The organism is Rummeliibacillus sp. TYF-LIM-RU47 (genome assembly GCF_008638315.1).
In the GTDB taxonomy this organism is placed as follows: Bacteria; Bacillota; Bacilli; order Bacillales_A; family Planococcaceae; genus Rummeliibacillus; species Rummeliibacillus stabekisii.
Window position 1 is genome coordinate 52,173 of the sequence record NZ_VVIR01000004.1, and the last position, 22,552, is coordinate 74,724.

22 protein-coding genes and 1 pseudogene are annotated in these 22,552 nt (G+C 35.3%); 13 read left to right on the plus strand and 10 right to left on the minus strand.

The window, feature by feature from the left end; all coding sequences use genetic code 11:
- Positions 1–27: 27 nt before the first annotated feature.
- Both F0527_RS13910 and F0527_RS13915 read right to left on the minus strand, forming a co-directional pair.
- A complete protein-coding gene (locus F0527_RS13910) occupies positions 28–1,671 on the minus strand; it encodes a thiamine pyrophosphate-binding protein (RefSeq protein WP_190323502.1) in 1,644 nt (547 codons plus the stop codon).
- An 18-nt stretch (positions 1,672–1,689) separates the two neighbouring features.
- Positions 1,690–4,485 (minus strand): bifunctional diguanylate cyclase/phosphodiesterase, encoded by a 2,796-nt coding sequence (locus F0527_RS13915; protein WP_150285323.1) that lies wholly within the window; start codon positions 4,483–4,485, stop codon positions 1,690–1,692.
- A 242-nt stretch (positions 4,486–4,727) separates the two neighbouring features.
- On the opposite strand from F0527_RS13915, the gene F0527_RS13920 reads away from it, so the two are divergent.
- From F0527_RS13920 to F0527_RS13930, 3 genes are all read left to right on the plus strand, one after another.
- On the plus strand, positions 4,728–5,039 hold the full coding sequence (locus F0527_RS13920; RefSeq protein WP_150285324.1) for an ArsR/SmtB family transcription factor: 312 nt from the start codon (positions 4,728–4,730) through the stop codon (positions 5,037–5,039).
- 105 nt (positions 5,040–5,144) lie between these two features.
- A complete protein-coding gene (locus F0527_RS13925; RefSeq protein WP_150285325.1) occupies positions 5,145–6,311 on the plus strand; it encodes an MFS transporter in 1,167 nt (388 codons plus the stop codon).
- A 201-nt stretch (positions 6,312–6,512) separates the two neighbouring features.
- Positions 6,513–7,346: a hypothetical protein gene (locus F0527_RS13930; protein ID WP_150285326.1), complete on the plus strand. Its 834-nt coding sequence runs from the start codon at positions 6,513–6,515 to the stop codon at positions 7,344–7,346.
- Between the two features lie 96 nt (positions 7,347–7,442).
- Here F0527_RS13930 and F0527_RS13935 read toward each other — a convergent pair.
- Positions 7,443–8,608: pseudogene (locus F0527_RS13935) on the minus strand (MFS transporter).
- Between the two features lie 81 nt (positions 8,609–8,689).
- Here F0527_RS13935 and yeiL point away from each other — a divergent pair.
- The 6 genes from yeiL to F0527_RS13965 all read left to right on the plus strand — a co-directional run bounded on the left by yeiL (position 8,690) and on the right by F0527_RS13965 (position 14,730).
- Entirely contained in the window at positions 8,690–9,361 is a 672-nt protein-coding gene (gene yeiL / locus F0527_RS13940) for a transcriptional regulator YeiL (RefSeq protein ID WP_150285327.1), read from the plus strand.
- Positions 9,362–9,524: 163 nt separating this feature from the next.
- Complete coding sequence (locus tag F0527_RS13945) at positions 9,525–10,325, plus strand: alpha/beta fold hydrolase (protein WP_066791114.1); 801 nt, start codon at positions 9,525–9,527, stop codon at positions 10,323–10,325.
- Between the two features lie 20 nt (positions 10,326–10,345).
- Positions 10,346–11,326, plus strand: coding sequence for a sensor domain-containing diguanylate cyclase (locus F0527_RS13950; RefSeq protein ID WP_150285328.1), 981 nt, complete (start codon positions 10,346–10,348; stop codon positions 11,324–11,326).
- A 208-nt stretch (positions 11,327–11,534) separates the two neighbouring features.
- Positions 11,535–12,500 (plus strand): DUF4822 domain-containing protein, encoded by a 966-nt coding sequence (locus F0527_RS13955; protein WP_150285329.1) that lies wholly within the window; start codon positions 11,535–11,537, stop codon positions 12,498–12,500.
- A gap of 67 nt (positions 12,501–12,567) precedes the next feature.
- Positions 12,568–14,019 (plus strand): sensor histidine kinase, encoded by a 1,452-nt coding sequence (locus F0527_RS13960; RefSeq protein ID WP_150285330.1) that lies wholly within the window; start codon positions 12,568–12,570, stop codon positions 14,017–14,019.
- A gap of 18 nt (positions 14,020–14,037) precedes the next feature.
- A complete protein-coding gene (locus F0527_RS13965) occupies positions 14,038–14,730 on the plus strand; it encodes a response regulator transcription factor (RefSeq protein WP_150285331.1) in 693 nt (230 codons plus the stop codon).
- Between the two features lie 100 nt (positions 14,731–14,830).
- Here F0527_RS13965 and F0527_RS13970 read toward each other — a convergent pair whose 3' ends face one another.
- The 6 genes from F0527_RS13970 to F0527_RS13995 form a co-directional block, all read right to left on the minus strand.
- Positions 14,831–15,610, minus strand: a complete 780-nt coding sequence (locus tag F0527_RS13970; protein WP_150285332.1) for an ABC transporter permease — start codon at positions 15,608–15,610, stop codon at positions 14,831–14,833.
- Positions 15,607–16,491: an ABC transporter ATP-binding protein gene (locus F0527_RS13975; protein ID WP_150285333.1), complete on the minus strand. Its 885-nt coding sequence runs from the start codon at positions 16,489–16,491 to the stop codon at positions 15,607–15,609. Before F0527_RS13975 ends, F0527_RS13970 begins: the two co-directional genes overlap by 4 nt.
- Entirely contained in the window at positions 16,488–16,679 is a 192-nt protein-coding gene (locus tag F0527_RS13980; RefSeq protein ID WP_173668490.1) for a PLD nuclease N-terminal domain-containing protein, read from the minus strand. The genes F0527_RS13975 and F0527_RS13980 overlap by 4 nt, the downstream gene beginning before the upstream one ends.
- Before the next feature lie 242 nt (positions 16,680–16,921).
- Positions 16,922–17,392, minus strand: coding sequence for a DUF4188 domain-containing protein (locus F0527_RS13985; protein ID WP_150285334.1), 471 nt, complete (start codon positions 17,390–17,392; stop codon positions 16,922–16,924).
- 10 nt (positions 17,393–17,402) lie between these two features.
- Entirely contained in the window at positions 17,403–17,942 is a 540-nt protein-coding gene (locus F0527_RS13990; protein WP_150285335.1) for a PadR family transcriptional regulator, read from the minus strand.
- 378 nt (positions 17,943–18,320) lie between these two features.
- Complete coding sequence (locus F0527_RS13995) at positions 18,321–18,791, minus strand: staygreen family protein (protein WP_370454693.1); 471 nt, start codon at positions 18,789–18,791, stop codon at positions 18,321–18,323.
- A 286-nt stretch (positions 18,792–19,077) separates the two neighbouring features.
- Between F0527_RS13995 and F0527_RS14000 the strand changes: the two genes are divergently transcribed.
- Genes F0527_RS14000 through F0527_RS14015 form a run of 4 tightly spaced genes read left to right on the plus strand, consistent with a single transcriptional unit; the run spans position 19,078 to position 21,844 of the window.
- On the plus strand, positions 19,078–19,854 hold the full coding sequence (locus tag F0527_RS14000) for an isocitrate lyase/PEP mutase family protein (RefSeq protein ID WP_150285336.1): 777 nt from the start codon (positions 19,078–19,080) through the stop codon (positions 19,852–19,854).
- A 20-nt stretch (positions 19,855–19,874) separates the two neighbouring features.
- Entirely contained in the window at positions 19,875–20,450 is a 576-nt protein-coding gene (locus F0527_RS14005) for a bifunctional transcriptional activator/DNA repair enzyme AdaA (RefSeq protein WP_150285337.1), read from the plus strand.
- Positions 20,434–21,351 (plus strand): DNA-3-methyladenine glycosylase family protein, encoded by a 918-nt coding sequence (locus F0527_RS14010; RefSeq protein WP_150285338.1) that lies wholly within the window; start codon positions 20,434–20,436, stop codon positions 21,349–21,351. The genes F0527_RS14005 and F0527_RS14010 overlap by 17 nt, the downstream gene beginning before the upstream one ends.
- Positions 21,335–21,844, plus strand: a complete 510-nt coding sequence (locus F0527_RS14015; RefSeq protein WP_150285339.1) for a methylated-DNA--[protein]-cysteine S-methyltransferase — start codon at positions 21,335–21,337, stop codon at positions 21,842–21,844. Before F0527_RS14010 ends, F0527_RS14015 begins: the two co-directional genes overlap by 17 nt.
- Before the next feature lie 54 nt (positions 21,845–21,898).
- On the opposite strand, the gene F0527_RS14020 is transcribed toward F0527_RS14015, so the two are convergent.
- On the minus strand, positions 21,899–22,318 hold the full coding sequence (locus F0527_RS14020; protein ID WP_066791091.1) for an organic hydroperoxide resistance protein: 420 nt from the start codon (positions 22,316–22,318) through the stop codon (positions 21,899–21,901).
- Positions 22,319–22,552: the final 234 nt, after the last annotated feature.

Below are 22,552 nucleotides of genomic sequence, written 5' to 3' on the forward strand. Positions count from 1 at the left end.
AGTTTTCTTGAAAACTATTCTAGAATATTATTTTCCGAAAGAAGATAAAAACTTCACTCGATCGCCCACTGGAGGAGTATTATTATCGACTAAAGCTATTTCTAAAACAGCAGGTCCCTTTAAATTCTTGAAGTTAATCAGTAAGTCTTCGTTAAGATCCTGCATGTCATCTACTCTATAAGCTGGGATATTCATGGCTGTAGCAAGAGCGCTAATATTGATTGCTTCTTGCTCAAATGATGGGTGTGTACGTTTAAATTGCATTGAATGTCCATGATATACCATGCCTAGACGAGCATTATTCATTACAACAAATAGGATTGGTAAATTGTATTCTTTGGCAGTCAAAATTTCCATACCATGCATGAAGAAGCAACCATCTCCTGTAATGCATACAGTAGGGCGATCTGGATTTGCTAATTGTGAACCAATCGCAGTACCAATACCGCTTCCCATAGCACCAAAATGTACATTAATATCAAATGTTGAATAATCCAGAACCTTCATATGGTGGATGACATAAGACATAAACTCACCAATATCAATTGTATATCTAGTAGAAGCTGGTAAATATTTTTGTAGGCTTAGAAGGACATTGATCGTATTATATTCCTCTGTCATTTCATCAAAGTCTACTTTATTTGGAACAACCGAATCAGCAGTGTTTCTTGTAAGACCTGCAGCTCTTAATTCCTCAATTAAATATGATAGGCTTAAGTTGATATCACCTAGAACAGGTAAGTTAATCGGATATTTTCGATTAAATACAGATTGGTCAAAGTCCATTTGGATAGTAAAACGGTTCTTCGTTAGATTTACATTATAATTATTTGTAGCTGTTTCACCTAAGCTTGATCCAACAATTAATAATACCTCTCCATTTCCTTCATTGATTAAAGAGGAAGGCTCTTCATGACCAGCAAATCCGAAAATACCTTTTAGAAGAGGGTGGTTTTCTGGGATGAATCCTTTTGCGACCGGAGTTGTTAGAATAGGCCAATTAAGCATTTCTGCTAACTCAATGATTTGATCTGTAGAGTAACGTGAGCCTTGTCCGATGAAAATATAGCCCGTTTTTCTAGTTAATAATTCCTTAGCTACATTTTTGATTACGCTTAGATCTGGAACCATAGCTGTTCTCTTGGCAGGAGTCGGTATATGAGTGTCATCCGCCTCTTCATGTTCTAGATCAAGTGGGATCGCTACATGAACGGGTCCCGGAACATCACTTAACGCAATTTCGCATGCTTTCACAATTTCTTTTAAAATATCTTTTGAGTCTTTAACTAATACACTGTATTTTGTAACTGGCGCAAAGATAGGCGCAGCATCCAGTTCTTGAGAAGAATTTAACCCCATTGTATTTAATGGGACAGATCCAGTGATAAATAAAACCGGTAAATGTTCACGCATGGCATTAGCAGCACCTGTCACAAGGTTGGTCGCACCAGGACCACTGCAACCAATACTTACAGCTAACTCATTCGTATATTTTGCATATGCTGCAGCCATATATGAAGCTGCACCCTCATGTTTTGTTACAATTGGCGTAATCTCTGGTACTTCATTAAGTTCATCAAAAAAAGCATTAACTGAACCTGCTGGAATGCCAAAAATATACTTTACACCGGTCTCTTTTAAATATTCAAGTACAAGTCGGGCTGTTTTCATATTCATTCTCCTTATAGACTAAATAGATTTATATGGAAAGTATTTTTTCAATAGATGATCAGCTGTTAAAGGCTTACTGAAAAAATAACCTTGCATCAAATAACAATTTTGAGAAGACAAAAATTCTACTTGTTCTAATGTCTCAACACCTTCAGCAATGACTTCAAGGTTTAAATTGTGAGCAAGTGTGATGATTGTATTGGTAATCGCAGCCTCATCTTCTGTCATTTCTTGCACGAAGGTTTTATCGATTTTCAATGTGGAAATTGGCAATTTTTTTAAGTAACCTAAAGAAGAGTAACCAGTGCCAAAGTCATCAATGGCTAAGTTAATACCTAATCCATTTAATTGTTTCATCGTTTTTAAAGTTAACTCTGTATTTTTAACAATAAGATTCTCTGTGAGCTCTAGATGCAAATACTCAGGTGATAGCTCAACTTTTTCTAATACATTTTTGACAATAGAGAATAAATTATTTTGCTCGAACTGGAGAACAGATAGATTGACAGATACACTTTTTAATTGGAAACCTTGTTTATGCCATGCCTTGATCTGCTTACAAGCTTCAGTAAGAACCCATTCACCGATGGGCACAATCAGACCTGTTTCTTCAGCAATAGGAATAAATTTTTCTGGCGGAATCATACCGTGTTCTGGATGATTCCATCTTACTAAGGCTTCTACTCCCTCTAACTGATTCGTTTTATAGTTGATTTGAGGTTGATAGAGGAGAACAAGCTCATCTTTTTCTAAAGCTTTGTATAAAGCATTCTCTAACTTGATGTTTTCAAAGGTTCTTACATCCATGCTTTCACTAAAGAAATGATAACCACTGCCTGTTGTCTCTTTTGATTTGTACATGGCCGTATCTGCATTTTTAATTAATGTTTCTGTTGTATCCCCGTTATCAGGAAATAAACTAATACCGATGCTCGCTTTAATAAATATTTCGTTGTCTAGCAAATTAAAAGGCTTTGTAAAAGTAGAGATAATATCATCAACCACTTTTAAGACATCATCTTTACTGTGGATATGGGGTAAACAAATGGCAAATTCGTCTCCGCCTTGACGAGATAAGGTTGCTGTGTGTGGAACACAGTGGCGTAAACGATTGGCAACATCTCGAAGTAAACGATCTCCAAAGCTATGGCCAAGTGAGTCATTCACATATTTAAAACGATCCAAATCTAAGTACAATACGGCTAATTTTTCTCCATTCTCTTTTGAATGGATGATTCCTTGGGTTAATCTATCATTTAAGAGAACTCTGTTGGGCAAATCTGTTAAGCTATCATAATATGCATGGTAGGTAATTTCTTCTTCTAATTGTTTTCGTTCTGTAATATCTTTAAACGTGACAACTTCCCCAACAATTTTACCCCTCTCTTCTATTTGAGAGATGACATACTCAACGGGAAGACTCGAATGATCTTTTCTATAAAATTCGCCTTCTTTTAATCCGTATTTTGGGTTTTCTTCTAAATCAGGTGACACACTATTTAATCGGCTTATTTCCGTATTGTTAAAGATAACATTTACTGTTTTTCCAATTAATTCGTCTTCTGTTTTGTAACCTAACATGTGTGCGCCTGCTGGATTACAAAAGGTGATATTTCGGTCAAGGTCTAAGCCAAAGATCCCTTCGCCTGCAGAGTTGAGAATCAACTCCTTTTCCCGACTAAGTTGCTGTAATTCTGCTATAACTCTTTCAAGTTCTTGATTCTTATCTGTTACTTCAGATGTTCTTTCTTCAATAATGACCTCTTGCTTTTCCATATATAAAAGATTTGATAACGTGGCGGCTGTCGCATCTATAATAGATTGGGCTAACTGTATCTTATTTTCCGAATAAGAGACTTTTTCTTCGCCAAGATTTACAATTGAGATTTGTCCTAAAATCTCGCCCATTGAAATTAAAGGAAACATGAGTAGACCTTTAATGCCGAAATTACGACAAACTTCGTGATTTGGTCGATTATCTTTAAATACATCCGGAATGAATATAGCCTTTCTTGTTTCAAAAACTTCTTGCATTACCAGGTCATTACTTTGATCCATTTGAAATTTATTATGTGTTTTGAGCCATTCTGATTCAGACCAGTCACTCCTATTGCTTAACTTGGCGGGTTTAATCTTTTTCTCAGCTATCGGATCTAATAAGTGAACTCCTGTATTATACGTATCTAAAACTTGGGCTAAATAGAAAAAGCATATATCAAGACTTTCTTGCATAGAAGAACACATTGATAAATCTCTTGTCGCATCAAGCAAAAGCTGCTTTTCTTTAATGAGTCGTTCTTTATACGTTAGATTATTCGCATTTTGTATGGCAACAGCAGCCATATTGACATAGGCTTCGACTGTTTGTATTTCTTCATCTGTTAGATTCATCGGTATGCCATAATCGAATAAAAAGACCAGTCCAAATAGCTCATCTTCAAATGAAATGGGCAGACCTAATAAAGACTTGATTTGAAATCCTGCAACAGCCCGTGGGTCAGGACGATTATCCTTTGATGTATCAGGAATGTATATGGCTTTCTTGGTTTCAATGACTTCTTTTGCGAGTAAGTCGTAATCCGTATCAATGACATGCATATCTAATGTCCAGCCATTTAGATATTCTGGTTTTCCTACAAAGCCTCTAAACGATCCATCTTCTTGAGGTAAGTATATGCCGACAGAATTACATCGAACTATTTCCTCTGATATTGCGATTGTTACTTGTTCCAATACTTCGCGTAATTCGAGCTTCATATTGATAACTTTAGTTATATTAGCAAGACGTGAGTACCTTGTTTGTTCTTTACTCATGTAGTATCCATTCCTTTTTAGAAAGATATAGTACTTAAGATTATACCTTATAGTAATTTAAGAAAATAAAACTTTGAACCACTTTTAATAAAAAGAGTCTGTAAATATTTAGAGAATCGAAGTGCATAAAATTAAATATATAAACTTAGGTCAAAATAACTTAGAATGTTTGAGCTATTGGTTGAGGGCTTTTTTCTTACGCAACGTATTTACAAATCTATAAAAATAGATATAATGTTGGTATGGAACCTTTACTAATTTATAAAGCATTATCAAATGAGACAAGACAACAAATTTTAATGTGGTTAAAAAACCCAGAAATTTATTTTGATGAAGAGCCTTATTTACAACAGGGGATTAGTTTTCAAGTTGGCGTATGTGTAGGAGAGATCCAATTAAAAACTGGGATGGCCCAATCAGTTATTTCTAGTTATTTATTAACAATGAAAAAGGCAGGATTATTAGAATCCAAACGAATTGGGAAGTGGACGTATTATCGTCGGAATGAAAAAACAATCAAAGAATTTGCCGATTACGTTCAAACTAAATTATAAAAAGAGGGGAGGGTTTCTTTAAGCTAATATATCTACTTTTTTAGATATATAGATAAATAAATTTTATAATTGTTTAAATTAATATGAGAATGGAGTTTTGTATTCATGAAGAAAGTAAGCCCTCTGCTTATCATCACATTGGCATTAGGTGTATTTGGAATCATTACAACAGAAATGAGTATTGTCGGTGTGTTACCACAAATAGCGAAAAAATTTGCAATTTCTACTTCACAAGCGGGCTTATTAGTAAGTATATTTGCGCTAGTTGTTGCAATCTCCGGGCCATTTCTTATAGTAATAGTCTCTGGAATTAACCGTAAGTTACTTTTACTGACAGCCATATTTATGTTCGTTATTTCTAATGTTATTTATGCTTTTACAACCCAGTTTGAAATTATGCTCATTTTTCGTATTCTACCTGCAGCGCTTCACCCCCTCTTCTTTTCGATAGCACTGGTTACTGCAGCGTCTCTTGTTCCACCTGAAAAAAGTGGACAAGCCATCACAAAGGTTTTCATGGGAATTACCGTTGGTTTTGCTTTTGGTGTACCATTGACATCTTATCTTGCAGAACAGTTTTCATTAGAAGTTGCTTTTTTATTTGGAGCAATTGTAAACGCTCTTGCTTTTATAGGAATAGCTACTTTGCTTCCTTCTATGCCAGTTACAGAAAAAATGTCCTTTGGAAAACAGATAGGTATATTACGTAAGCCTGGATTGTGGTTAAACATAATAGCGGTTGTATTTATTTTTGCAGCCATGTTTTCAGTTTATAGTTACTTTGCTGATTACCTTGCAAGAGTATCGAACATGAATGGTTCTCTAATCAGTATCATGTTACTCATATTCGGGCTAATTATGATTGTTGGCAATCATTTATTCGGATTATTTTTACAAAGAAGTATTGTGAATACCATCGTATCATTCCTAGGTGCATATTTAATTATTTATATATTGCTATATTATTTAGGCTCTTATTTCGTTCCCATGATTTTTATGATATTTATATGGGGGATCGTTCATTCTGGTGGATTAATCGTAAGCCAAGCTTGGTTAATGAATGAAGCAAAGGAATCACCGGAATTTGGAAACAGTTTATTCGTCTCGTTTTCCAACCTTGGAATTACTTTAGGAACGACTATTGGAGGCTGGTTTATTTCTAAATTAGGAATTCACCAGCTGATTTGGAGTGGCTTCCTATTCACGCTTCTTTCTTTATTATTGATAACAATAAAAATAAAGTACTTCAGAATTAATTTACCAGCAGAATAAGAAGCTAAGAGCTAGGCTATGTACAATCATTTACTCAGAAAAATTGAACATTTATTCTATTACTAAATAGAGTATGAATCCCTAAAATTGAAAGATAAGAACAACTTGCTTTGCAGGACTTCTAACAAATAATCTTGAAGTCTTACATAAGATAGACTGATCTTGTTTTGCAGGCTAAGGCTACTTATAGGGGAGGGCAAAATGAGGAAGTTCAAACATTGGGGAATTGTAGCGGTAATGTTACTGCTTGTTGGGCTAGCACTTTGGTGGTTTGCTTCAGAGATAAAGGAACGACAGGTACTACTGAATCAATTTGATGCGTTTGTATACGATGATAACGATGTCCTTTCTTGGTTTGAACTGACTAGTCGAAATGGAAAAGTGAAAGGTGAATATCATCAACAGAAAATCAAAGAAAAAGAAACATTCTCTGTCACCGGAAAGGAAACGGAAGAAGGGTTTGAATTGAAGGTGGATACACATGGGGCTGTTCTGATATTTGATATAAAACCTTCTAAAACTAATCTGCTGGTACAAAAAAGAAGCGAGAAGAGTAGCCATTTATACAGGGGTGTTAGCCGAGAGGAGCTTGCTATATCTGTAGAGGCCAATCGGGAATATAATACGGAATATGATGAAAAGATACGATGGAAACAATTTACGGTAGCACTGAAACGGAATTATGGCTATCTGTATGCTGAGAAAAATGGAACATATCAGCTCTTTCTAAAAGTTGATGAGGTACTATCTGGAGGAGAATTGTCTGGGTCACTTCTTGTTATGAATGCTAATGGTGACTCGCATAAGCCCTATAAGGAAACCCGTTATGTGATGAATGGAATAACAGACGGAAATATGGTTGAGTTCTTTCCTACCGTAAACGGAAGATCTACAAAATTGGATGGGCATTTTCTTAAGGATGCAACTGGCTTAGACCTTTTATTTTGGATAACCGGTGAACAACTGCGATTTCATGCTGTAACTGAAAAAGAATTTAAACAGAGTTATGAGAAATTTAAATTGCTTAAAGAATAAATAACAACCATTAAATAGCACCTAACTAAATCGAGATCTTTAAGCAGATTTGAGAAGGAAAATAAGCATTGGATTATCTCCATTGCTTATTTTTTCTTATGAATTATTTATTTCCAGTTTTCGATATAAAAGCGCGAGTATCATAGCAGGGATAGTACAAACAATCATGCCTAGAAAGGCATATCTTGGCTCAATTTCATATAGGTAACCGCCAAATACAGTAAATACAGCAGTACTCCAACTAAGGGCTAAAGCTGAATAAATGCCTTGAGCTTTCGAAATCATTGTAGGTGAAATGTTTTTTATTTGGTATTTCATAAACGCATAATGCGCCATAGCAAATGAAAAAGCATGCAAAGCCTGTGCAATACTAAAAACGATTACATTTGGAAAGACAAATACGAATACCCAACGGATGGTAGAACCCACCGCTGCTATAGCTAACAAAGATCCCACTGAAAATGTATGAAACTTTCGATCAGCTATTGAAAAAAAGATGACTTCTGCTATAACGGAGATGTTAATAATAGTACCTATTAAAAACTTGGGCGCATGTATTTCTTGCAAAAAGAGATAACCATAACTGTAATAGGCTGCATGTGCTGCTTGCAGTAAGATGACTATGATAAGTACTAAACTAAAGTGCTTGATACGGAATAATTTTAGCATTCCACCTTTTTGCATTGGATCTACCGTTGGCTTTACAGATAGAATTACGGGCGCACGTGTGAAGCCAAGACACATTAATACCACAGCACCAAGTAAAAATCCCCAAAAAATAACTTTATCTCCAAGCGCCCCTGTAAAGACAGATAAAAGCATGCCAGCAAAGATAAAGGCAATAGATCCCCACTGACGGCTCTTTCCGTAGTTTTTTAACTGATTACTTTGTATAAGCACGCCAGCAGCACTATCCAGGGTAGGCATCAAAGCAGGATAAAAGAAGTGAAATATTATGTAACTATAAGTAAGCTTGTAAAGGAGCTGGATGGAATATAAAACAGTATGGCAATCAGCGTTCCAATCCCTGCTCCATTTAATAAGGTTTTACTACTATATTTCTCTGACAAATAAGGAAATGCAAATAGTGTAGAAAGGCCTCTTGCAACTAGACCCACACTCATAATCAAACTAGCTTGAGGGACGGTCATTCCTTTGGCATGAATCAACCATCCCGTCCAATAGGGTAGAAATATCCCCCATGTTATGAAAAAGCTAAAATATTGTATGCTCATCCAGCGATGTGTGTGATGTGTGTTCATTTTATTTCCCTCCATTGTTTGCATGGTATCATGGAGTGAAGAGAGAATAATATGAGATATCTCATATTTTTGAGGTGCAAGGTGGAAATTTATAAGGATGAGAAAAAACAACAATATATGAAGATGTACTCTATCGCACATTTGTTTTCTTTTCCAGTGGAGGAGTTCATTGAGGTACATCAGTATGAGCGAGATGAATGGATTATACAAGAAGGAACGCGATCCAACTTTCTGTTTTATGTTATTGAAGGAAAGGGCAAAATTTATGTAACACATCAAAATGGGAAGGTATCCTTAATTAATTTTATCAACACTCATGATTATATTGGAGAAATGGAATTACTAAATGAGGTGTACTATACAAAAGGGATTCAGGCCTTAACTAAGACCATTTGCTTTGCTATTCCCATTCATCTTTGTGGTACACAATTGTTAGAAGACGTAAAGTTTCTACGTGAATTAACCAAGTTTTTAAGTATTAAGGCAACTATTATGGCAACGAGGTATTCACAGAGCCTAGCTTTTCCGCTCGAAAATAGACTAGCAGATTTCATTTTACAAACAGCTGACGAAGGGATATATAAAGAGAGGCACATAACAGTTTGTGATTATTTAGGTGTATCCTATCGTCACTTATTGCATGTATTAACACAATTCTGTGATAAAGGCTATTTACAAAAGGATGGAAGGCACTACCAAATTATTAAGCCCCAATCTTTATATAATCTTGCAGGCATATTAAAAAATATGTAACAAACATTTCATACAGTCCCAGTAAATTGCTTGGACTGTATTTTTATTAATTGAATTATCCAGTACAATGGTTAAATAGAGGTTAAATATGGGAAATTTCACTAGAGATTTAAAGTGTACTCGTTAAAATGAAAATAGGAAAAGTAGAAAGGAAGCGCTTGTTATGCATAATGTGATGAATCGAAATAATGTGAAGGTTATAGGGCAGGGAGAGCAAACGATTATTCTTGCACACGGATTTGGTTGTGACCAGAGCATGTGGCAATATGTAACTCCAAACCTGGCTGATCGTTATCGAATTGTTTTATTTGATTATGTAGGATCAGGAAACTCGGATATCACTGCTTATAAATCTGAAAAATATAGCACGCTCCATGGATATAAACAGGATGTTCTAGACATCATTGAAGAAATGAATCTTCAACATGTATTATTTATTGGACATTCAATTAGTTCAATGATTGGCATGCTGGCTGCAATTGAGCGACCAGATTACTTCGATAAACTGATTATGATTGCGCCTTCTCCTTGTTATTTAAATGATTCAGACGGATATATTGGTGGATTTGAACGAAGTGATATTAATGAAATACTTGCAATGATGGAAATGAATTTTGCTGGCTGGGCAAGCTATATGGCTCCTTTAGCTATGGACCAGTCGAATGATTCAGAGCTAACTAAAGAACTGGAAAGTAGCTTTGTTTCAACGAATTCACGTGTAGCGAGGGAGTTTGCAGAGGTTACATTCTATTCAGATTACCGTTCTAGCTTAGACTTATTAGATGTACCTACATTAATTATTCAATGCTCTGAGGATAGCATTGTACCAAAAGAAGTAGGTGAATATTTAAATCAACATTTACAAAATAGTACGCTTAAAATCATAGATGCAAGAGGTCATTACCCACATATTAGTCAACCGTTAGAAACATCTAAGATGATTATGGAGTATCTAGAGAATTAATTTATCAGAGGGGTTTAATAATGAATGAAAGATTAAGAGAAGCACCTTGTGGGTTTATATCGATTGACCGTAATGGTTATATAACAGAGGTTAATAATACCTTTCTTGAATGGATGGGGTTCAAGCAAGAGAATTTAATAGGGAAGCATTTTGAATCATTATTATCGACGGGGAATAAGTTAATCTTTCATTCTTATTTTTACCCAAATATTAATTTACATGGATATGTAGAAGAATTATTCATTAATCTTAGAAATCAAAACGGCGAAGCTATTCCTTATTTAATGAATGCACGACATGTAAAGCAAGACAGTATTGAAATGGTCGACTGTATATTTGTTCAAATGAAAAAGCGGATAGATTATGAACTAGAATTACGTAAGACCAAAAAGCAAATGGAAGAGGCCTATATAGAAAAGAATATAGCTTTTGCAAAACTAGAACAAATCTATCTTGAAATAGAAAAGAAACAAATTGAATTGATGGAGATTAATTCAGGATTAGTTGAAATATCAAATACAGATAAGCTTACAGGCATTCCTAACCGAAGATTCTTTCAGCAAAAACTGGAAGAGCAGATTGGCTGTTATCACAAAGAACAAAAAGTATTCTCCCTACTTATTATTGATATTGATCATTTTAAAAAGGTAAATGATACGTATGGACACCATATAGGTGATATGGCCCTTATAAAGCTAGCAAATATCCTAAAAAGCCAGGTGAGACCTACAGATATTCCTGCTCGTTTTGGTGGAGAAGAATTTACAATCATTCTTCCACATACGGATGTAGAAGAAGCGATCACAATTTCTCAGAATATGAATCAAAAGGTTGCACAAGCGGAGTGGAATGAGATTGGAAGTTTAACAATCAGTCTTGGTGCAGCCACATTTACTAAAAAGGATACAGAAGAATCGATCATAGAAAATGCAGACCAAGCTCTCTATTCTTCTAAGAAAATGGGGCGAAACCGAGCCACTCATTATAGGGATTTATCTTAATATAATAAAAACATTAGGTGAGACACAACACCAATTATTAAAGGTATATGGAATTTTTCATATACCTTTTTATTATTCTAAAAAACATACCTATATAAAGCATTGTGCGTTTTTTACGAATTTATATTTTGTTTATATTTGCGATATATACAGTTTAGAACTGATGTCCATACTGAGTATAAGAAAACGATAAGGGAGATAATACTTTATGAATAACAAATTCAAATTCACTACACTCGCTATTCTTAGCTCAGTCACATTATTAGCAGCATGCAATGATACAACTAAAAATGAGACTAACAAATCAGCAGTACAAAATGAGCAGGCAGAAGCCAAAAACGCTGAACAGCCACTTTCAAAGGGGCAAGAAATGGCGAACATATTAAGTAGTACAAATTGGCAAGGCACTCGTGTTTATGATAAAGATAAAAATGATTTAACTAAGGAGAATTCCGGTTTTATCGGTTTAGCAAAATACGATGCAGAGAAAGGACGTTACGAGTTTTTTGATGCGAAAACAGGCAAAACACGAGGCGACGAGGGTACATTCTTTGTCACAAATGATGGCCAGAAACGCATTTTAATTTCAGATACGATGAAATATCAAGCCGTTGTTGAAATAACTGAATTAGATCAGAAGATTTTCACGTACAAACGTATGGGCAAAGATACGAAAGGTAATGATATAGAAGTATTTGTAGAGCATATACCATATGATAAAAATGATTTAGCTTTCTCTAAAGCAGATCAAAAGCTAACTACTTCTACTGGAGACATTAATACTCGTGTAGATGGGGATAAGATTCTTAGTAAAACATTATGGCAAGGAACAAAGGTACTTGATGAGGATGGAAATGATGTCTCACAATATAATACGAACTTTTTGAGTGTGGCAAAGTTTGAAGAGGATACGAACAAATACGAATTCTTTAATAAGGAAACAGGGGAAAGTCGTGGAGATTACGGTTACTTTGATGTCCTAAACCACAATAAAATCCGTGCGCATGTATCATTAGGCGAAAATAAATACGGAGCCGCATTAGAACTTACTGAATTGAACGATGGCAAGTTTACTTATAAACGTGTGGGTAAAGATGAAAATGGCAAAGATATCACAATCTTTGTGGAACATGAGCCCTATAAGGGAGAATTAAATCCCTCATTTAGTTTTTAATCAATCATGCCTCCTTCCTTGAAAAAGGAAGGATTCTCCTTTATAAATTGAAGAAAGGAGATGAATAATGACTATAAAGAATAGATTTTTAACTTCATATATTGGCGGTATTGTGATTGCGAGTGTCTCTATTCTCTCTATTCTATGCATTGTTTTTTATGTCACAACAGGGTCTATTCCCACCCCTAAAACATTGTATCAAACTTTTACGAAGCAGCGTTCTTTAAGTCCAGATGAGGGGCTTGCTTATGTAGAACTACGTAATATTGCTAAGATGGACCCAGACAATCTATTAGAGCAGGATATACAAAAAAGGTTACAACAGATTGAGCAGAGGTCACTTGGGGTTGTCATTCGGCATGAAAAGAAGATTGTATATTATTCTAAGGGTCTAGTAGAAAGATCACTTATTGTACATTTCCCGTCTTTTGATAAGAATAATATTGAGACAAAGGGCACAATAGATAATGCAGGTGGACTCTACCGTTATATTAAGTATGATTTTTTTTATAGCGATAAGTCGAAGGGCAGCGTTTTAGTGTTAAAGAAAGAAAATAGCTTTTTAGATTTCCTGACAAAATGGGGAATTATTATTATTCTCATCATCTTTCTTGTAGCTATCACGGCAATGCTCTTTTTAAATCAGTTTTTAAGCAAGACGATTGTTAAGCCTTTAGAAAATTTAGGACGGACCATGTCTGAAATTCGAGAAGGAGATTTAATGATTGAGACACCAATATTACCTTCCAAGACAGCAAAGGAAGTACATGAACTGACCTCCAACTTTGAGAGTATGCGGTTAGCACTTTTAGATTCTATTCAGGAGCAGCGTAATCTTGAAAAAAATCGAAAAGACCTAATAGCCAGTATTTCTCATGATTTAAAAACACCGATTACCACCATTATTGGTTATGTGGAAGGTTTACAGGAGGGTGTTGCCGAAACACCTGAAAAGCGAGAAAAGTATTTGAAGACCATCCATTCTAAATCACTTGCATTGAATAGTTTAATTGAAGAACTTTTTCTTTATTCAAAGTTTGATGCAGAGGCCATTCAGTTCTATTTTGAGCGTATACAGCTTACAAAGTTCCTTACACATATCGTGGAGGAGTTTCAGCTATATAATCAAGAAGTTCAGTTAGAGTTGAATGTAGAGGAGGATGTGTATGTTTATATTGATCGTATGCAGATGAATCGGGCTATTATTAATTTAATAGAAAATAGTATGAAATTTAAAAAGCAAACTGAACTTTTATATATAATTTTAGAAGTAATAGTCGTGGATGATCTAGTTGAAATTAAAGTAAGGGATAACGGGCAAGGAATTCCGGAATCCAAGCTCCCATATGTATTTGATCATTTTTATCGTGGTGAAGAAGCACGTACCTCAACGACAGGCGGAAGTGGCCTGGGGCTTGCCATTGTAAAGCAGATCGTTTCCAAGCACAATGGCCATGTAAAAATTCAAAGCAAGCTAGATTATGGTACAACGGTGACAATAATCTTGAAAAAGGCTTAAAGGAAGTGTCAATGACTCGTGCCAACTCGTATATTAATTATCGAGGATGATATCAGTATTGCAGAATTACAGAGAGATTATTTAGAAATTAATCAAATACAAGCAGATATCGTGACAGACGGTTTTGAGGGGATGAATCGAGCCTTAAACGAGCCTTTTGATTTAGTTGTCGTTGATTTGATGCTCCCCTCTATGAATGGTTTTGAAATTTGTCGACGTATTCGTGAAAAGAAAAATATACCACTAATAATTGTGTCTGCAAAAAAGGAAGATATTGATAAGATCAGGGGGCTTGGTTTAGGAGCGGATGATTATATAACGAAACCATTCAGCCCGAGCGAGTTTGTCGCGCGTGTGCAAGCTCATAGTAAACGTTATAAGCAGTTGACGGGTACTGGACAAACACAAGATTATGTAGAGATGAAAAATATTATAGTTGATAAAGCTGCACGGAAAGTATTCGTGTTAGATCAGGAAGTTATTTTTACAACGAAGGAATTTGATTTGCTCGCGTTCTTTATGGATCATCCAAATCGCGTTTGGACAAAGGAACAGCTTTTCCGTCAATTATGGTATATGGACGATTTAGATGGAGATGTTTTTACAGTTGTTGTCCATGTTGGACGAATACGAGATAAATTGAAAAAAGCAAAATTATCCGAGCTGCCGATCGAGACAATTTGGGGCAGCGGATATCGTTTTAATAGTTGAAAATATTGTTGTATCCAAGAAAATAAAAAACTGCCCACTAAGTATGAGAGGCAGTTTTTTACTATCAGATAATAATGTGAATTATTTTCATTTTATCAAGTTAAATTTTCGTTGTTCCGGCATTTTTCCGCGTAAAAAGGATACCGATGATAATGGCTAAAACCATTAAGATAATCGTTAATAGTAGAGTTTTTATATAATATTCATTGTGCGTACCAGATAGTAACTGTACGCTGTAATTTGCTAATTTCCATGGTGATATATGCCAGTATTGGCCAATCAATGCATCGATCATAACACCAAATGGGATGACTATAATGGTGAAGGTCGTTGCGAACGCTGTCTTAAATATAGCACTAAACATTAGCGCAACAGCAGTGGCAAATACAATCCATGCACAATAGGACAGAACCATTTGAATAAACGCCATAGTATCAACTGATCCATATAAAATAGCTGTATAGTACATACTGCCAGCATAGCCTAAGCTAACGCTTAGAATGCCTAGTATGCTTCCTACAACCCATTTACTCATAAACAAAGCAATAAAAGAAATAGGTCTCACATATATAAGAGTTGCTGTACCGTTTTGTCTTTCACGGTTAATCATCCCTGCTATTGTAATAACAAACACGATAAGGCCTATTGATTGGAATTGACCAGTAGAAGCCATCAGAATATCAATTGGTATAAAGTCTGGTAGTGAAAGAGAGAATCCATCGGGCATATTGCCGACAGCATTTAAAATGTCTTCCATATAATAATTGGTTAATGGATCTGTAATACCTAGCAAAATAAATAGTAGCGGCATCCACAAAAACTTGAAGCTTCTCCAGCTTTCACGAAATTCTTTTTGTAGTAGTATAATGAAAGTCTTCATTGTCCAACCACCTTCATAAAAATTTCCTCCAGTGTCATCGTCACTCGTTCCACTTTTAATATAGAAAATGGCAGAACAATAAGTTGGGACATGAGTTCTTGCATCGTTGGATAGCCATCTTTTATTTCTATAAAAGCATAAGATTCCTCTACTGTGGTTGGTAGCTGTGATTGTGTGGCAAAGAGGGATACCTCTTCTTTACTTGTAAATTGTATTTTATAATGAAATGAATCAAATTTCGTACGTATATCCTTCAAGGAACCTTGCTCTACTAATTTTCCCTTTTTTAAAAAGAGCAGCTGGTCTGTCATTTCTTCTGCATCATTTAAGATATGAGTAGAATACAAAATCGTTGAATGTTGCTGCAATTGTTTTAATAGATTTATAACTTCCCGTCTCCCAACCGGGTCAAGAGCAGATACAGGTTCGTCTAATATGAGGAGTTTTGGTTTGTGGACGATGGCTTGAGCAATACCAAGCCGTTGTTTCATACCACCTGAAAATGTGGACGTTTTCTTTAATCTATCGTTCGTTAATCCAACGAAATCCAACACTCTTTCTGCCTCTTTTTTTGCATCCCTTGATGGTACACCGTTTAGCTTTCCAGTCATCTCAGTAAACTCTAATGCCGTTAACCAAGGATAAAAGTTAGGGTATTGAGGCAAAAAGCCAATTTCTTTTCGGATATCTTGGGTATCATTCATTCTAATAGATCCATTGGTTGGTTTTAGTAAGCCCGTGAGAATGGATAAAGTAGTCGTTTTTCCAGCTCCATTTGGACCAATTAATGCAGTGGAAGTCCCTGCTTCAAGAACGAAAGACAAATCATCTACTACTTTTTCTCCACCAAAAACCTTCGTAAGATGTTCAATTCTAATCATGAAGTTTTTCTCCCAAAAATAAAGTAACAGATTGGTCCAATCGTATTGAGGAATATGATGACAATAGCCCAAACCCATTTTGGACCGTTCGTTGCATGAATGCGTATCAAATCAATTAATGCAACAATAAATAATATAAACTGAATAACAAGGAGTGGGGCGACTAACGCCCAATTAATATCTATCACTATAAATTCACCTCTACTTTTTAAATTAGGAATTAATATAGATCCCCTAAATCACAGTATCATTCGAATCCATTAAAAATCCCCTTTTATGGGGCTTTTGCTGACTTTAAATATAGTTCTTCTAATTGGATAATAACAGAATATTTGAACGTATTGTATCTATTAAATCAGTTTGATAGGTTGGGGAATGTAAATGTAGAATTATTTACCCTTAAATCACAAAACAAAAGAGAGGATTAAGCTTATTTAAGTCGTTTACGCGCAGAGTTCTGGCTTTCAGAAACAGAGATATGTTTTAATGCCTTTCCCAATCCATAGAGAGGCATATTTCCATAAATCGATTCATAGTTTCCGCTACTTACTTTATATGATTCATGGTAAATACCTACTGCATCATTGTTACCTATTTTTTTATTGAAATTTTTCCATGCCTTTAAGTGTAGGTCGTTTTTTGAATAAGAAAGTAAATCATCAATAGAACGCCAATACTGAACCATAATGGTTGTTCTAAGGCCAAAATAGGTTTCCATTGAAAGAAAACCCAATTCTTCTTTGTTCACATACAGCTCTTTAATCATACCAGGCATAGCATTAAATACAGGAAGCCATTTATGCAACGCTAATCGCTTGTTGATTCTCATGCCAATAATAAAAACAACAATATCCTCGTCATTTGCCGTTGTATAACGCCCTGTATAAATTTTCTTAGCCATTTTATTCCCCCTAAACTGATATTTGATTGAGAGTGGAGGTGCACCACTCAATGGCGGCCATTGTTATCCTTTTTCCGTAATCTAATGTAAACAGCCAATATTGAGAAGCGTCATTGTTGTAGGTAGAAATAGTATGTTCAATATTTTTATATGTTTCATAACGAGCCTCTAATTTTTGCTTATATTCTTCGATTAGGGAAATAGTAGATTCTTTTGATTGATAGCTTCCAAAAAACAATTTAAGTAAGATCTCATTTCGTTCAGCCGGAATTTGTTCAACCGGCTCTTCCAACCAAGTTTTTAAAGCATCCCTTCCTTTTGGCGTAAGGAAATATTCATTACGATCAGGCTTACCTTTTTGAGTCGACGTATGGACTTCTGCTAATCCATCTTGGACAATCAACTTTAATGTCGGATAGATTTGGCCATAACTAATTTTCCAAAAGTGGCTTAAACTCTCGTCAATTAGCTGCTTAATAGCATAGCCAGTACGGCATTCTGTGGTTAAAATTCCAAGAATGGAATAGGTTGTATGATTGTAATTTTTCAATGTGACCATCCTAACTAAAAGATATATATCATTTTGATATATGATACTTTACTTTATGAAAAGAATCCACTCCATATGAAGTGTCTTTGTAGAGGTCATGTATGTATTTTTGGGGACTTTAAAGATCTTACTAGCTTTGGGGACCAAAAAATCTGAAAAAACATGCCGTAACAGCGAGAGAGTGCCTCTCGTATATTTTTGTAAATTTTCCCTTGTGTAAACGAATGGAGCACTTTCTTAGGATGCTGTAAGGGCAGGGTTAGACTCTAACTGAAAAAGAATTATATAAAGCTATCAGTCATTTAATCAAAGACTACTGAATAATTAATGGTTAGGAGAAAGGAATTTCTTAATTTAATTACTCAGCAGCCTAGTGATTTATTTTACGGAATAATTATGAAACATCCCCCAATTTTCTTGTCTGGCAAATGGGGGATAGGCTGACACAAAGTTAACCACTATGGTTGCTTGATCAAGTATGGGGTAGTTCTGAAAAAGAAGATTGTCGCCATAACGAATAGCGGTTAATGCAAGGGGCAATTCACGTCTAAATACTTCATAGCGTTTCGCTGAGATAAGTTGATTAAATGGCTCTTGGTCAATATAAACATACACACAATAGTATAAGAAACTACTATTTTCTTTCCATTCACCCAATACTTCATCTCGCATAGAGGTGACCTTATCCCATGCATAATGGTTACCAATGGTTAAAAATAGATCTCCAGTTAAATCTGAATGAGTTAGCGTATAGTGTCTTGGGATTACAGGCTGCACAGGTGTTATCCCATCTCTGTATTCTACTGATAATTTTTCAGGAGAGAAATTGGTCAGAGCAATCAACTCCACTTTTTTATCATTTTATGCTGTTTTTCTTTACTTGTTAATATGGCATAGGTTGTATGATTGTAATTTTTCAATGTGATCATCCTAACAAAAAGATATATATCATTTTGATATATTATACTTTTCTTTATGAAAAGAACCGACTCCAGATGAAGGGTGTTTAAGTGGAATGCACGTTAGAATTCTCTTTTTAATGAATCTCCTGACCATAAGAGCAAGAATGAGGACGAAATGTGGTTCGACCTCTTGTTAGAATAGGTTCAACAAAAGTTACTTGGAGGAGAATAAGATGAATACAATTCAAACATTCAATGAGCTACATCATGCAGAGGAACCTTTATTTCTTGGTAACGCTTGGGATCTATTGTCTGCGTTAACGCTTGAAATGGCAGGATTCAAAGCTATTGGTACAACTAGTTGGGGGATTGCCAACTCACTGGGATATGCAGATGGAGAACTAATTAATTTTGATCGACATTTAGCAGTCATAAAAACAATCGCGAAGAATGTAAATATTCCTGTTTCTGCTGATATTGAGGCAGGCTATAGTGAAGATACGAACATGATAATTGAGAATGTGTTAAGGACGGCGGAAGTCGGAGTAGCAGGTATCAATATCGAGGATTCCAAGAAAAAAACTCATGGATTAAAAAGTATTTCCCAACATGCTAGCTTGTTGGGAAAAATAAGACTAGAGTTGGATCATAGGGGGGTTAAGGATTTTTTTATCAATGCAAGAACGGATACTTATCTTCAAAAGGAAAACCCTTTACCTGAAACAATGGAACGAGCAAGGGCATACTTGGAAAGTGGGGCTAGCGGAATCTTTGTACCCGGGATAAAAGAAGATATGGATATTAAAGAGCTTACAATGAGTGTTAGTGCACCTGTAAATATATTATCTTTACCTGGCGTAACCAATTATAATCATCTTAAAGAATTAGGAGTCAGACGTTTTAGTTTTGGAAATGCTCTATCTGATATAGTAATCGCATATTTGGAAAAGAAGGCGGGCGAATTATTAGAGCATAGGGATACATTCTGTTTGTATGAGACGAAGCTCTAATATGAAAGGAAAGTGTGTACATGGAAACTAATATCAATCTTTCTTTTGAAGAGATGTGGGAGAAAATCATCGCCTGTGATCGGAAATATGATGGGCTGTTTTTTACCGCAGTCAAGACAACGAAAATCTACTGTCGTCCTTCCTGTAGATCAAGAAAACCTAAAAAAATAAATGTTGAATTCTATATTGAAATGAATGAAGCTGAAAAGTCTGGTTATCGTCCTTGCAAAAGATGTCAGCCAGAAGTTGAGCACTCCCCACATATTGAACTTGTGAGAAATGTAATTACATTCCTAGTTAACAATTATAAACAATCGTTGATACTGAAGGATATTGCAAATGAAATTGGTGTAAGTCCATTTTATTTAGAACGCATATTTAAACAGGAGACCTCTGAGACACCACGTATGTATCTAGAAAAAATTCGAATAGATAAAGCAGCCCACCTATTAAGTCATACCTCTATGACAAATTTAGAGATCTGTTATGAAGTAGGATTTCAGAGCCCCTCTAATTTTTATAAGGTGTTTCGAAGTTTGAAAAATTGTTCTCCAAGTGAATTTCGAAAGGGTTGTGTAAATGAATTGGAAGGATAAAGAGACATATTTGGAAATTTATCCCCCACATGAATTTAATTTTGAAGAGTGTTTACTCTATTTGGGTAGGTCTAAATTAGAAGAAACCCACCAGATTAAAGAGGGATTTTTATATAAATTAATAAAGGTGGATCATTCTTTCATTTTATGTAGAATTGGATGGGGCAATTGTTCCTTAAATGTTGAATTCCCTATAAGCACTCCATCAATTGATTTACGACAAAAAGTAGCAGCTTATATATGGGAATGGTTCGATTTTGATCAGGAATTAAAGGGATTTTATCAGTTGGCTGCTCAAGATCAAGTCTTACAGACACTTGTCCATAAATATTATGGTTTACGGATTGTATGTATTCCAGATTTGTTTGAAGCGCTCGTATGGGCAATTATGGGGCAGCAAATTAATTTAACATTTGCATACACATTAAAAAAACGTTTTACTGAAAAATACGGTGAAAGCTTGAACTTTGAAGGAGATACATTTTGGTTATTCCCCACATTTGAAAAAATAGCATCCCTCCACATCGATGATTTAAGAGAACTTCAATTTACGCAGAGGAAGGCAGAATATATTATTGATATTGCTAAAGCGATGGACAAAGGAAACTTAAATAAAGAGAGATTGCTCCAGAGGAAAGATTATCAACTAATACGCAAGTCTTTAATGATGATAAGAGGTATTGGTCCATGGACGGCAGATTATGTATTAATGAGATGTCTACACTATGCCGATGCCTTTCCCATTGCAGATGTTGGCCTTCACAATGCGCTAAAGAAACAGTTAGAACTTGAGAGAAAGCCCACTATAGAAGAGATAGAAGCATTTGCAAAACATTGGAAAGGGTGGAAGGCGTATGCTACCTTTTATCTTTGGAGGTCCTTGTATGATGAAGACTTATAAAATGTATTACAAATCACCAATTGGATTAATTGAAATAATTGGCACGAATGAAGCGATTTATTCCATTTTATTTTCTGAAGAGGATATCACAGAAGAATTTTTATTGGAGGAAACACCATCTGTTGTAAAAGCTTGCTACACCCAGTTAGATGAGTATTTTAAAGGATATCGTCGGAATTTTTCTTTTCCCTATGCATTAGAAGGAACTGGCTTTCAAAGGACAGTATGGGGGGCGCTAAAAGAAATTCCCTATGCAGAAAAAAGATCCTACAAGGATATTGCCATATCCATAGGGAATGAAAAAGCTACTCGCGCTGTAGGAAATGAAAATGGAAAAAATAGGTTAAGTATTGTCCTTCCTTGTCACAGAGTGATCGGTTCTAATGGGAAATTAACTGGTTATGCAGGAGGGCAATGGAGAAAAGAATGGCTGCTTCAGCATGAGCACACGTATTTTGAAGAACAGGGAAATAATGAAAGAAAGATATATTAATTAATAGAAAGAAGGGTTCCTTCTGAAAAAGAAACCCTTCCAAAACCAATACCATTAAACTACTTTAAGAGTTACCTCAATATTACCTCTTGTTGCATTGGAGTAAGGACAAACTTGATGAGCTGCCTCTACAAGTTTTTGAGCTGTTTCTTTATCGACGCCCTCAACTTCAGCCTCTAATTCCACTGCTAGTTTAAAACCATTATTTTCCCCTTTGAAGATGGATACATTTGCTGTGACTGCAGTTGATGTTACCTCTTTTACTCTTTGTGTTTTGATGACAAGGTTTAATGCTGAATCAAAGCAAGCAGAGTAACCAGCCGCAAATAATTGTTCAGGGTTTGTACCATAACCGCCTGGTCCACCTAGCTCTTTTGGTGTCTTTAAATCTAGGTCTAATACATTGTCTGATGAAACTACTCTACCTAATCTACCGCCTACTGCTGTTGCGCTTGCTGTGTATAAAACTGTCATTTACATTCCCACCTTTTGTTTAAATTTAAATCGTGTACGATTAAATCCTATAAGATTTAAATGAAAGAGTCAACAATTACATCTTTTTTGATTAAAATTTGTATTTTACCTTGATACCCTCAAATAAAGCGCCTAAACTTAATCGCAGACGTTTAAATTTTTAGTATCTCTTGATAAGGTCCATAATAGTAAAGTATAAGTTTTTGTTATATAGGAATGGGAAGAGAAAAAATA